The following is a 12,512-nucleotide window of genomic DNA, read 5'->3' on the forward strand; positions in this document are numbered from 1 at the left end:
TTAGGCGATGGTATGAGCGTCATCAGGGAAAGCGGCACTTTCTACATCTGCGATGTATTTTGCGACGGCTTTACGCATATCCCCTGTTTCAGCAAGAAAGTTTTTCGAGAATTTTGGCATGTAATTCGCCGAAATTCCGAACATATCGTGCATTACTAGAATTTGTCCATCGGTCACGTTACCTGCGCCAATGCCAATCACTGGCACATCAAGCACTTCGGTAATTCGCGCTGCTAGGCTGGCCGGTACACACTCTAATAACACAATTTGTGCGCCCGCTTCTTGGAGCGCCAACGCGTCTTTGACCATTCGGTCTGCTTTTTCTTGGTCGCGGCCTTGTACTTTATAGCCACCAAAAATATTGACCGATTGTGGTGTTAAACCAAGGTGTGCGCAAACCGGAACCGCGCGTTCAGTCAGCATTTTCACCGTCTCGACCAGCCAATCACCACCTTCGATTTTGACCATATTTGCACCCGCTTGCATCAATTTAGCTGCGCTTTCACAGGCTTGTTGTGGTGTGGCATAGCTCATAAAAGGCATATCAGCCATCAATAAACAGTTAGGGCTACCAGCACGCACGCTGCGTGTGTGGTAGGCAATCTCTTCGACGGTGACGGGTAGGGTATCTGTGTGACCTTGTAGCACCATGCCTAGAGAATCGCCCACTAATAATACAGGCATCTCTTGGCTTTCAAAAAGCTGAGCAAAGCTTGCGTCATACGCGGTGACGGTTGCAAATTTACGACCTTGTTGTTTCCATTGGATCAGATCGTTTATGGTGATTTTTTTCATTAAATGTCCTTACGAGGCGCTGGCGAGTGCCAAATACCGAGCCCGTTACGTTCGACGAGCGGTAACAGTTGATTAAGCTCAGTCCCATCAGGGAGTTGTAAACTTGGTGCAATTTCGGCGAGCGGATAGAGCACGAATTCACGTACTTTCATTCCGTAGTGAGGAATGGTCAATCGCTCTGAATCGATCACCTCATTGCCGTAAAGAAGAATATCCAGATCGAGTGTTCTTGGCCCCCAACGTTCTTCTTTGCGAACACGCCCCTGTTCTAACTCGATGCTTTGGGTACAATCGAGCAGTTCAAGTGGCGTTAAATCGGTTTCTATCGCAACCACCGCATTGATGTAATCGGGCTGGTTTTGTGGCCCCATCGGTGTACTACTGTACAAGGATGAGGCGCTTAAAAATCGAGAGTGTGGCAAACATTTCAAGGCTTCAATGGCCTGCTTAGCTTGCGCGATTGGGTCGCCTAAATTACTGCCAACAGCAATATAAACGAGAATCATGATTCTGGGCGGCTCTTTTTATTACGTGGGCTTCTGCGGCGGCGTACATTCGGCTTGTTACTTGCGCCACTTTCCAAATCATTTGCCATCGCTTGGCGCATATCCCGCCCGGCGCTTTCAAACGTTGTCCACCAGTCAGCCAGCTTTTTCGTCTCTCCGCCTTCGATCTCGCCACGCATTTGTAGAAAATCAAAACCCGCTCGGAATTTGTTGAGCTCCATAAGGCGGAAGGCGCGTTTCCCATTGCGACGTGGTAAGCGCAACTGCAATTGCCAAATTTCGCGAATTGTCGCGGTATGACGACGAGGTATCGCAAGGGTTTTCACCACTTGGTCAAGGATGAGGTTACTCGCTTCCATGACGGCGTCGTAATAGGCGAAATTACGCTGCTGCATTAACGCATCAGCCAGTTTCACCGTCGGGTACCAGAACATGGCAGCAAACATGAAGGCTGGGTTGATGCGTTTACCTTCTTCAATACGCAGGTCGGTTGAATCTAAGACCAGATCCAACATCTGTTCTGTGTGCGAGTCGTAGTTTGGAGTGAACTCTTGAGCTATCACAGGGAACAACTGCTGGAACAGGTTGTACTCACGCATTAAGTGGTAGGTTTCTAAACCGTGGCCGGTTTGCAGCATCTTTAGCGATTCTTCGTACAAACGTGCCGCAGGAATATCTTGCAGTAAAGGAGCAAGATGTTCGATTGGGTCGGCAGTCTCTTCTTCGATATCGAAATCGAGCTTGGCCGCAAAACGAATGGCACGCAACATGCGCACTGGGTCTTCACGGTAGCGCGTTTCAGGATCGCCAATTAAGCGGATGAGCTTATCTTCTAAGTCGTCCATGCCGCCAGCATAATCATGAATGCTGTAATCACCGATGTTGTAATACATGGCGTTAATCGTGAAGTCACGGCGTTCAGCATCTTCATCAATGGTGCCGTAGACGTTATCACGCAGCAGCATACCCGCTTCAGATTGTGCTGAGACGTTTTGGCTCGGCTCTTGATGGTGTCCACGGAAAGTCGCCACTTCCACTACGTCGCGGCCAAACATGATGTGCGCTAAGCGAAAGCGACGGCCGATCAAGCGGCAATTGCGAAACTGTTGGCGTATTTGCTCTGGTGTTGCATTAGTGGCGATATCAAAATCTTTTGGTGTCTCACCTAATAGTAGGTCGCGTACTCCACCACCGACTAAATAGGCGTCAAAACCTGCGCCATGAAGTCGGTATAGCACCTTGAGCGCATTATCGCTGATTTGCTTGCGCGAAATATTGTGTTCATCACGAGTGATAATATTTAGAGCTAAGTCTTGGTAAACGCGATTTTCGCGTGGTGTATAGTCGTTTTTATTCATGTGCATCTGGCAATAATTGGTTTTTGCCAACCTTGCTTTTGTTATTTAAAGTGCCCGTTCGGGACGATTTTGCGGCTAATCATAGCGTAAGGATAGCCTTTTGAGAATCACGGTGTGATCTCGGTCTCCCGAGGGAGTTGTTCAACGTGCCAATTCTGACTGCCCCAAAAGATAATTTCATCGATGGAAGCGTCGCTAATCTCTTGTTTTATCTCAAACCCTAAAAAGCGCATTGCCTTAAGCAAGGTAGGTTTAGGATTTTGAATATCAATGGCTGTGGCATGATTCTGTTTGGATAATTTATTGCCATTACCATCCATCGCGAGCGGCAGGTGAAGGTAGCTTACCGGAGTTTTATGTAAGCAATGATACAAGCTGATTTGTCGTCCTGTTGGTTCAATTAAATCGGCTCCCCGCACCACTTCCGTCACTCCTTGATTGATATCATCGAGCACTACGGCAAGATTATAAGCAAATAAACCGTCACGTCGCTTAATGATGAAGTCTTCCTGTGCTAATGCTTTAGGAATGTGAATTTCGCCATGTTTTTGGTCGAAAAATGACTCTACCGGTGTATCAACACGCAACCTAACCGCGCAATCTTCGGTTAATGTTGGTTTTTTATAGCGGCATGTACCGGGATAAAAGCCACCCATCTGTTTAATTTGTTTACGCGTGCAATCACAATAATAGGCTTGCCCTGATTCAAGCCAAGCCTCAATTTGATCTTGGTATAAAGTGTGGCGCTGGCTTTGATAAACCACCTCGCCATCCCAATGCAACCCATAGGCTTCAATGGCTTGAAGTATCAGGGTGGAGGCTCCTGGCATTTCCCTTGGCGGATCTAAATCTTCGATGCGAACCAACCACTTACCTTGCTGTGATTTTGCTTGAAAGTAGCTGCCAAGTGCAGCGATCAAAGAACCAAAATGAAGTGGGCCTGAAGGTGATGGGGCAAATCGGCCAATATAGTGCATTGCGATTCATCCAAGTTACAAGTTATTTGGGTATCGAGTGAAAACAAAAAGGGAGCTTTAGCTCCCTTTTTTAACACAAACAAAAGGTAAGATTAACCTTGCATCTGCTTTTCTTTAAGTTCGGCTAGCGTTTTGCAGTCAATGCAAAGGTCCGCCGTTGGTCGAGCTTCTAAGCGACGAACGCCGATTTCCACGCCACAAGATTCACAAAAACCAAAATCATCTTCTTCAATTTTGCTTAATGTTTTTTCAATTTTCTTGATCAAGCGACGTTCACGGTCACGGTTACGCAATTCCAAGCTGAATTCTTCTTCTTGAGAAGCGCGATCAACGGGATCGGGAAAGTTTGCGGCTTCATCTTGCATATGGTGAACGGTACGCTCAACTTCTTCACGAAGTTGGTTGCGCCAAGCACTTAAAATTTTTGTAAAGTGAGCTATTTGCTCAGGTGACATATACTCTTCACCTGGCTTTTCCTGATACGGCTCAACACCTGCAATGGCTAGGATGCCTATCGCTTTTTTCTTTAATTCCGGCATGCAGCATCTCCTACTAACACCTAGTCAACTGCGCGAGCAGCTAATTTTAGGCGGGTATCTATAGCAAAAAGATCTATAGGAGGCAAACACTCAATCGTAAACTTATTGTCAATGTGAAGGCGCCATCAATTTTTTGTCACTAATGGGCGAATTCTACAGTGTTAACGAGCTTGATTTCATTCCTTGAAAGTACAGCCTTGTAGCACAGTACTTCCACCCCTTCTTTTTGCGCTTGTTTCAATAATAGTGAATAGTTTGCATCTATATGGAGTGCAGGCGAGACTTTTTCAATCCCTGAATGCAAAACAGCAAACAAAAGTACTGCTCTGCTTCCACTTTTTGCCATTTCCGTTAATTCACGCAAATGTTTTTGTCCACGCGTTGTGACGGCATCGGGGAAATAACCTTGCCCTGAATTGCAGGCGACATCGTCGTGTGGAGAGTAACGCTCATCCAATAAGGTGACGCTTTTCACTTCTATATAGCACGTCGGTTTAGAGGGTGATTTGAGCAAGATATCAATTCGGCTATTTTCTTGGCCGTAGCGCACTTCAGTTTGTAATTGCTCATACCCTTGCAGCTCTTTGATGATGCCGTTTTGAATCGCTTCTACTGCCAGCGTATTCGCCCGAGCCGTGTTGACGCAAATGCAGTGGCCTTGCTGGGTTTCAGTAAGCTCCCAACTGTGTGGGTATTTACGTTTAGGGTTGTCCGAGGTGGAGAACCAGACACGATTACCCGCCTCGGCGCAGCCCGTCATCGCGCCAGTATTGGCGCAGTGAATAGTCACTTGTTGACCATCGGCAAACTCAATGTCGGCCAAAAAACGCTTGTAGCGTTTGAGTAAGGTCGCGGATCGAAGTGGAGGATTGAACTGCATTTATCTACTGTTTTTATGTACAATGTTGCCGCCATTTAACCATAAGGATTGCACATTGTCACAATTGCCCATTCAAGCTGTGATGCCCGAGCTGCTGGCGGGAGTACAAGCTCACCCACAGATGATTGTCAAAGCCGCTCCTGGCGCGGGTAAGTCGACCCATTTCCCGTTACAGCTATTAAAAGCGCAATTATTCACGGGTAAGATCATCATGCTTGAACCGCGTCGTTTGGCGGCGCGCAGTATTGCTTGCTATTTAGCACAGCAATTAGGTGAGAGTGTTGGGCAAACCGTCGGCTATCGTATGCGTGGTGAGAGTAAAGTCAGCGCAGCGACACAGCTTGAAATTGTGACAGAAGGGATCATGACACGTATGATCCAAACCGATCCTGAGCTAAGCGGAATCGATCTCTTGATCTTCGATGAGTATCACGAGCGGAGTATTCACGCGGATACGGCTCTCGCATTGAGTTTGGAAGTGCAATCAGCGCTGCGAGAAGATCTTAAAATCGTCGTAATGTCGGCAACCTTAGATCAACTGGCATTGCAGTCATTATTACCCCAAGCACTTTATGTGCAATCTGAAGGTCGCGCTTATCCGGTTGAAGTGCGCTATGCACCGCTGCGAGCCAATGATTATCTTGTGCCGACGATGAGCAAACAGATTGAAGGCTTGATGCGAGCTGAAAGTGGCTCTCTGCTGGCTTTTTTACCTGGCGTTTCAGCCATTAAACAGCTTGAACAGCAGCTCGCACACTTAGCCGATGAGTTTGATATTTGTCCTTTATACGGGCAGTTGAGTCTACAAGCGCAGCAAAAAGCGATTGCGCCTGCAGTAGCAGGCAAACGGAAAATTGTGCTAGCGACTAATATTGCCGAAACATCGCTGACCATTGAGGGGATACGCTTAGTGGTGGATGCAGGGCTAGAGCGGATAGCGAAGTTTGATCTTAAAACGGGCATCACTCGTTTAGAGCAAGTGAAAATTGCCCAGTCATCGGCGCAGCAACGCACGGGGCGCGCCGGACGCCTAGAATCTGGCATCTGTTTGCGCCTTTACAGCGAAGCACAATATAAGCAGCAACCCCAAGTGCCGAGCGCGGAAATATTGCACAGTGACTTAGCGCCTTTGGCGATGGAGCTTGCGCAGTGGGGTGTGGTGTCGGTCAACGATTTGCCTTGGCTGGATACACCACCACCAGCAGCGATGCAGCAAGCTTGGAGTCTATTGCATACGCTTGGTTTGATGGACAGCAAACAGCAGCTCAGCGCATTGGGTAAAAAAGCGCAGTCACTCGGTGTGGAACCAAGGCTGGTGAGTATGCTGCTCAAAGCCCATGAAACGAGTGATTCAATGCTAAATACAGCGCTCGCTGTGACCGCGTTATTGGAAGAGCCTGAGCGTAATGTGCTGGATTTACAACATAGCTTAATGCGTTGGCAGCAAGCGACTCACCCTAAAACACAAAACCTACATCAGCGTGCCACGACGCTTGCGCGCGCCCTCGGTGGCCAACTTCAGCTAAAAAAAGTGGATGAATCATTGCTGGCGTTAGTGCTGAGTTTGGCTTTTCCCGATCGCATTGCTCAGCGCCGCAGCGAGTCGCAACGGGGGCAGTTTTTATTGGCGAATGGTCACGGCGCGCAAATGCGTGACGATGAACGCCTCGCCGGCGCGCACTATTTAGTGGTGGTGGATTTAATGCGCAGCGGCTCACAAGCGAGCCAAATCTTTGTTGCGACAGAGTTGGATATGGATGCACTGCAAGCCCATTTCCCAGAGCTATTTAGTACGCAAGAGCGAGTCGATTGGGATGAGAAAGCGGGGAAACTGTGCGCGGAAAGGCTAACCCTGTGCGGTAAATTGGTCATTGAGCGTGAAGCGCTGCCAGAGCCTGCTCATGAAAAAATGACGCAAGCTTTGCTCAATTATGTTCGTCGCAAGGGGCTATCGGTATTACAGTGGAGCGAAGCGGCGAGCGCTTTATTAACGCGCATACGTTGCGCTGCGCAATGGCTACCGGAAGCGGCGTGGCCTGCTGTCGAGGAACAAGCGCTGCTTGATGATCTTGAAATTTGGTTAGCCCCCTATTTAGTCGGAGTAAAATCGGTCAAAGCGTTAGCGAAAGTACCGCTTTTTGATGCGCTCAATGCCTATTTAGGTTGGCCATTAAACCAAGAGATTGATCGCTGGCTTCCAACTCACCACCCGCTACCCACAGGTAATCGAGCCGCCATTCGTTATCAACTGGGCGCGGAGCCGATGCTGTCGGTCCGTATGCAGGAGATGTTTGGCGAGCAAGATTCCCCTACCATCGCTCAAGGGCGCAAAAAAGTGGTGATGGAACTGCTCTCACCTGCTCAGCGGCCTTTGCAGGTAACTCAAGATCTCGCCGGTTTCTGGCAGGGTGCTTATAAAGAAGTACAAAAAGAGATGAAAGGGCGTTACCCAAAACACGTTTGGCCTGATGATCCTGCCAACCACATAGCGACGACGAAAACTAAGCGGCAATTAGCACAATGACAACCCAGAAAAAGCCTACGGGCACTCAAAAAAATAGCGTAAAAAAACCTTCACGTCGCCCGGCTAAGAAGCCTTCACCGCCACGCAAAGCGTGGTGGAAAATTGTGTGGGGTATTGGCTGGAAACTGAGCCTTGCACTGGCCGCGGTGCTGTTGTTTGTTGGTATTTACCTAAATAGCGTGGTCAAACAACGCTTCGAAGGTCAGCTTTTTGATTTACCGACCGTCGTGTATGCGCGCATTTTGAATTTAGCTCCCGGTGATGACATCCCGCTGCAAGAGCTGCGCAATGAGCTTGATGTACTCAACTATCGCAAAGTGAACCAACCACGCTATGCTGGCGAGTACTCTTCATCATCAAGCAAAATTGAGATCATCCGCCGCCCTTTTGAGTTTGCCGATGGCCCTGAGCCTGACCGCCATGTGATGCTCCATTTTAATGACAGCGGTTTAGTCCGTATCCAATCTCTTGAGCAAAAAGGGGATTTAGGTTACTTGCGTATTGAGCCCAAAATGCTCGGCATGCTTGAAAAAGGTAACGATGAGCAGCGGCTATTTTTACGTCGAGATCAGTTTCCTGAAGTGATGGTGGATGCGTTGCTTGCGACCGAGGATCGCTATTTTTATCAACATGATGGCATCTCTCCATTTGCGATTGCCCGTGCTTTAGTGGCCAACATCAAGGCTGGGCGCACTGTGCAAGGCGGCAGCACGTTAACTCAACAGCTGGCAAAAAACATTTTCTTATCTAGCGATCGAACCTTATGGCGTAAAGTGCGTGAAGCTTATATGGCGCTCATTATCGACTATCGCTACAGTAAAGATCGCATTTTAGAAGCCTATCTAAATGAGGTCTATTTAGGGCAAAGTGGCGGTGAGGCGATTCACGGTTTCGGCCTCGCCTCACGGCTTTATTTCGGTCAACCATTGCAAGAATTGCGCATTGATCAATTAGCGTTGTTAGTGGGTATGGTTAAAGGGCCTTCTTATTATAACCCTGCGCGTTACCCTGAACGTGCTAAAGAGCGTCGCGACTTGGTTTTAAAGCTGATGATGCAGCAAGATATTTTGACGGCTAAACAGTTTGAACAAGCGGCCAGTCGACCGTTAGATGTGCAAAAGCATCCTCACATTGCCAGCCGGCAGCCCGCGTATTTTCAGCAGTTAAAAATTGAACTGAAAGAGAAAGTGGGCGAGATCTTCAAAGCGGATACTGGCTTGCGCGTTTTTACCTCGCTCGATCCTGTTTCGCAAGCCAAATTGGAGCTGGCGATTGATCGACAAATTCCAGTGCTTTCCAAAACGGCGGGGAAAAACTTAGAAGCCGCAGCAATCGCTGTTGATCGAACCAGTGGTGAGATCCGTGCCATGGTTGGCGGTAAACAGACCGGTTATGACGGCTTTAACCGCGCTTTAAATGCAAGCCGTCCTATCGGCTCGTTAGTCAAACCAGCGGTCTATCTCACCGCACTCGCACAGCCAGATAAATACAACTTAGCCAGCACGCTTATCGATAAACCTATCACACTCAAAGGGAACAAAGGCGAAGTGTGGTCACCGCGCAACTTTGATCGTCAGTTCCGTGGTGAAGTGCCGCTGTATCTCGCGTTAGCCAAATCACTTAATGTGCCTACGGTACAATTGGGCATGCAGCTTGGGATTGAACAAGTTTCTGACACTTTGGTGCGGCTCGGTGTCAACAAAGAGGAGATCCGTCCTGTACCGTCGATGTTTCTTGGCGCGTTTTCTCTGACGCCTTATCAAGTGGCGCAGATGTACCAAACCTTAACCAACTCGGGTAAAAAAGCGCCCTTATCGGCGCTGCGCTCGGTACTGGATTTAGAGGGCAATGTGCTCTATCAATCAATTCCCAAAGTATCCCAAGCCGTTGAGCAGCAAGCGGCGTGGCTTACAACTTATGCGATGAAGCGAGGAGTACTTGAAGGGACCGGGCGCTATCTCAATAACCAGTTCGCTTGGGCGGCATTGGCGGGGAAAACTGGTACCACTAACGATAGCCGCGACAGTTGGTTTGTCGGGGTGGATGGCCGTGAAGTCACCACAGTTTGGCTTGGCCGCGATGATAATCAGCCGATCAAACTTACGGGTTCGAGTGGTGCATTACGGGTGTACGCGGAATATTTACAACATCGGATCCCAGAAAAATTACTTCTTCCTTGGCCGCAAGGCATTACCACGATTGGCTTTAAAACCAGTTCCGAGGGGGAATTAGTCCAAGATTGTCACAACGAATTTAAACTGCCCATGTGGGATAAAAGCGGCGCATTGAAACAGAGCTGTGATAAACAACCAGGACAATGGTTAAAAAATCTCTTTCAGTGGTAGCTGGGGGAGTTTATATTAAATTGATTTAAAAGGGATTTAAGGAAGAGTCGTGAAACAGTTTTTAAGTAACTTATTGTTCTTGGTATTCATGTTTCCTGCGACTTTCGCGGTGGCTGATGAGCCACAAGCTGAAAAACCTATGCTGGACAGTGCTGCGCGTCCCAAAGTTGCCGTCGTTCTTGCGGGAGGAGGTGCAAAAGGTGCAGCGCACATTGGCGTTCTCAAAGCGCTGGAAGAGATGCGCATCCCCGTTGATTTCATTACTGGTACCAGCATGGGCGCTTATGTGGGCGGCCTCTATGCCAGTGGTATGAGCGCCGATGAAATTGAAAGTTTAATTTACAGCGTAGATTGGAATGAAGGTTATCGTGACCGGGTCAACCGTAGCCAACGTCGTGTTCGGGATAAAGAGTACGAAGACCGCTATCAACTGACCACCGACCTTGGACTGCGTTGGGGGGAGATCCGCGCACCACGCGGTGTGGTGCAAGGGCAGAATATGTTGCGTATTTTGCGAGAAACGTCGGGCAATCTCTCTGAATTTCACTCCTTTGACCAACTGCCTATCCCTTATCGCGCGGTAGCCACTGATATCATTGCTCTTGAGGAAGTAGTGTTGGATCGTGGCTATTTAGTGGATGCGATGATGGCGAGTATGTCAGTACCCGGAGCACTGCCACCTTACGAAGTTAATGGTCGTTGGTTAGTCGATGGCGGTGTGACCAATAACATGCCTGTTGATGTTGCACGTGCCTTAGGGGCTGATATTGTTATCGCGATAGATATCAGTACCGATTACAAAAACCAAGAAGCTTTCACCACCTTTTTGACGGTAGCCGATCAGCTTTCCAACTATCTCGTACAAAGAAGCACTCAAAAACAAGCACGTTTATTGAATGAGCAAGATGTCTTTTTACGCCCTGATGTCGGCAGTATGGAAACCACTGAATTTGATAAAATGCCTACCGCTTATGAAAAAGGGTATGAGATTGCAATGGCGAACCAATCGGTATTGACTTCGTTGTCATTATCGAGTGCTAGTTATCAACGCTATGTGGAAGCAAAACAAGCTCGCCGCAGGGCTTTAATTTATGGCGATGATGTGCAGGTTGATGAAATCGTACTCAACAACCGCAGTCATTACAGCGATCAATTGTTAAAAAACCGTTTACATTTAAAGACAGGACAACCGCTATCAACCGAGCAGATTGAAGCGACGGTCGAAAATCTCTATGCATTGGATCGCTTTGAGTTAGTGACCTATGAATACCGAGAATTTGAAGGAAAGAACCAACTGGTCATTGATGTAAAAGAGAAATCTTGGGGGCCAAATTACCTCAATTTTCGCTTTTTCTTAGAAGATGATTTTCATACGGATAGTCAGTATGCGCTGGGTATCTCTTCCAATTTCACTAACTTAAATTCGTTTGGTTCTGAATTACGTTTCAATTTAGAAATGGGCACCGATAAGATCATCGAAGCGGAGCTTTTTTCTCCTCTGTTTTCAGGACAAAAAGCGTTTACCTCAGCTTTGATTTCGTTTAGCAATGATAAACGTAATAAGCCAATGCAAGGGTTTGATGACACCAGTCTAGAAGCCAGTAAAGATTATTTGCCGATCAGCTATTTAGAATGGATTGGAGAATTGTCGCTTGGTTATCAAGATAAATTATGGCGAGAGTTTAAGGTAGGGATCCGCTATACCGATGGGGAGGCTGAAGTGTCAAATTGGCCATCCATGGGAAATATGGATTACACCCGTGCTGGTGTGTTTGCTAACTACCGCATTGATACCTTAGATGACTTCAGCTTGCCTACCCGCGGTGTTTATCTTGATCTTGAGTATCTTGCATCGCACGATAAAGTTTCTGGTGTCTCTTCCGATCTTGAATCAAACGATACCGTGTATGAATTTTCCGGTGAACTGATCGCCGCTTACAGCTTTGGTCGCCATACTTTGGTCGGTAATCTTGATTACGGTGTGGTACAAAGTAAAAATTCCAGTGAACCGATAAACCCTAAATCGATTGGTGGTTTCTTAAATTTATCGGGTATCCCTCGTAACAGCTTAATTGGCCAGAACAAAGCGTTCACCAGTTTAGTGTATCGTTATCGCTGGTTTGATAATGACTTTGGCCTGTTCAGTTCCCCATTTTATGTCGGTGCATCAATAGAATACGGCGGTGTATGGTCTGATCCTGATCTAAGCTTTGATACCGCCCCATTATACGGTGCGGGATCGGTGTTTGCCGGGGTTGATTCGCCGATTGGACCGATTATGTTTGCTTATGGTCGAACCGAAGATAATTTTGATTCGATATACTTGAGTATTGGCACTACCTTTTAGCGAGAATTGAGCTGAAAAGTGGGCGGTAAGTGACTCAAAAATCATAGAACTTTAGTCTTAAGTTGCTATGTTGGTCAAAATGATAAGATTTTAATTTAAAGTTAAATTTGCTATTCTTCGTCCCACAGTTTGGCCTCTCTGCCGCTGATTACATAAAAATATCTGGCAATGGAGAGCCAAGTTTCCAAGGATGTTTGCCCATCATGTCAATAATAATGGGGTAAACCGCAATGAGAGGAAA

9 protein-coding genes are annotated in these 12,512 nt (G+C 47.4%); 3 read left to right on the forward strand and 6 right to left on the reverse strand.

Annotated features, from left to right (window positions below):
* From panB to sfsA, 6 genes are all read right to left on the reverse strand, one after another.
* Positions 1-795: a 3-methyl-2-oxobutanoate hydroxymethyltransferase gene (gene panB / locus AACV20_RS07310; RefSeq protein WP_010319550.1), complete on the reverse strand. Its 795-nt coding sequence runs from the start codon at positions 793-795 to the stop codon at positions 1-3.
* Positions 795-1,301 (reverse strand): 2-amino-4-hydroxy-6-hydroxymethyldihydropteridine diphosphokinase, encoded by a 507-nt coding sequence (gene folK / locus AACV20_RS07315; RefSeq protein ID WP_017045879.1) that lies wholly within the window; start codon positions 1,299-1,301, stop codon positions 795-797. Before folK ends, panB begins: the two co-directional genes overlap by 1 nt.
* Complete coding sequence (gene pcnB / locus AACV20_RS07320; protein ID WP_170901161.1) at positions 1,298-2,659, reverse strand: polynucleotide adenylyltransferase PcnB; 1,362 nt, start codon at positions 2,657-2,659, stop codon at positions 1,298-1,300. The genes folK and pcnB overlap by 4 nt, the downstream gene beginning before the upstream one ends.
* Before the next feature lie 107 nt (positions 2,660-2,766).
* Positions 2,767-3,636: a tRNA glutamyl-Q(34) synthetase GluQRS gene (gene gluQRS / locus AACV20_RS07325; RefSeq protein ID WP_170907046.1), complete on the reverse strand. Its 870-nt coding sequence runs from the start codon at positions 3,634-3,636 to the stop codon at positions 2,767-2,769.
* 92 nt (positions 3,637-3,728) lie between these two features.
* Positions 3,729-4,175, reverse strand: coding sequence for an RNA polymerase-binding protein DksA (dksA, locus tag AACV20_RS07330; protein WP_013857662.1), 447 nt, complete (start codon positions 4,173-4,175; stop codon positions 3,729-3,731).
* A 139-nt stretch (positions 4,176-4,314) separates the two neighbouring features.
* The gene (gene sfsA, locus AACV20_RS07335; RefSeq protein ID WP_170907047.1) at positions 4,315-5,055 is read right to left on the reverse strand and encodes a DNA/RNA nuclease SfsA; all 741 of its coding nucleotides are present in this window, start codon (positions 5,053-5,055) and stop codon (positions 4,315-4,317) included.
* Positions 5,056-5,110: 55 nt separating this feature from the next.
* Here sfsA and hrpB point away from each other — a divergent pair, with 55 nt between their 5' ends.
* The 3 genes from hrpB (at position 5,111) to AACV20_RS07350 (ending at position 12,271) form a co-directional block, all read left to right on the forward strand.
* Positions 5,111-7,579, forward strand: coding sequence for an ATP-dependent helicase HrpB (hrpB, locus tag AACV20_RS07340; RefSeq protein WP_170907048.1), 2,469 nt, complete (start codon positions 5,111-5,113; stop codon positions 7,577-7,579).
* A complete protein-coding gene (mrcB, locus tag AACV20_RS07345; RefSeq protein WP_170907049.1) occupies positions 7,576-9,924 on the forward strand; it encodes a penicillin-binding protein 1B in 2,349 nt (782 codons plus the stop codon). Before hrpB ends, mrcB begins: the two co-directional genes overlap by 4 nt.
* Positions 9,925-10,012: 88 nt before the next feature.
* On the forward strand, positions 10,013-12,271 hold the full coding sequence (locus AACV20_RS07350) for a patatin-like phospholipase family protein (RefSeq protein WP_170907156.1): 2,259 nt from the start codon (positions 10,013-10,015) through the stop codon (positions 12,269-12,271).
* The last annotated feature ends 241 nt before the right edge of the window (positions 12,272-12,512 follow it).

The sequence above is a fragment of the Vibrio sp. B4-6 genome (assembly GCF_963888245.1).
GTDB lineage: Bacteria > Pseudomonadota > Gammaproteobacteria > Enterobacterales > Vibrionaceae > Vibrio > Vibrio anguillarum.

What these genes read in the sequence shown, in the direction of transcription:
- panB (WP_010319550.1), bottom strand. Translation starts at nt 795, where the DNA reads ATGAAAAAAATCACCATAAACGATCTGATCCAATGGAAACAACAAGGT.
- gluQRS (WP_170907046.1), bottom strand. Translation starts at nt 3,636, where the DNA reads ATGCACTATATTGGCCGATTTGCCCCATCACCTTCAGGCCCACTTCAT.
- mrcB (WP_170907049.1), top strand. Translation starts at nt 7,576, where the DNA reads ATGACAACCCAGAAAAAGCCTACGGGCACTCAAAAAAATAGCGTAAAA.
- sfsA (WP_170907047.1), bottom strand. Translation starts at nt 5,055, where the DNA reads ATGCAGTTCAATCCTCCACTTCGATCCGCGACCTTACTCAAACGCTAC.
- dksA (WP_013857662.1), bottom strand. Translation starts at nt 4,175, where the DNA reads ATGCCGGAATTAAAGAAAAAAGCGATAGGCATCCTAGCCATTGCAGGT.
- folK (WP_017045879.1), bottom strand. Translation starts at nt 1,301, where the DNA reads ATGATTCTCGTTTATATTGCTGTTGGCAGTAATTTAGGCGACCCAATC.
- pcnB (WP_170901161.1), bottom strand. Translation starts at nt 2,659, where the DNA reads ATGAATAAAAACGACTATACACCACGCGAAAATCGCGTTTACCAAGAC.
- AACV20_RS07350 (WP_170907156.1), top strand. Translation starts at nt 10,013, where the DNA reads ATGTTTCCTGCGACTTTCGCGGTGGCTGATGAGCCACAAGCTGAAAAA.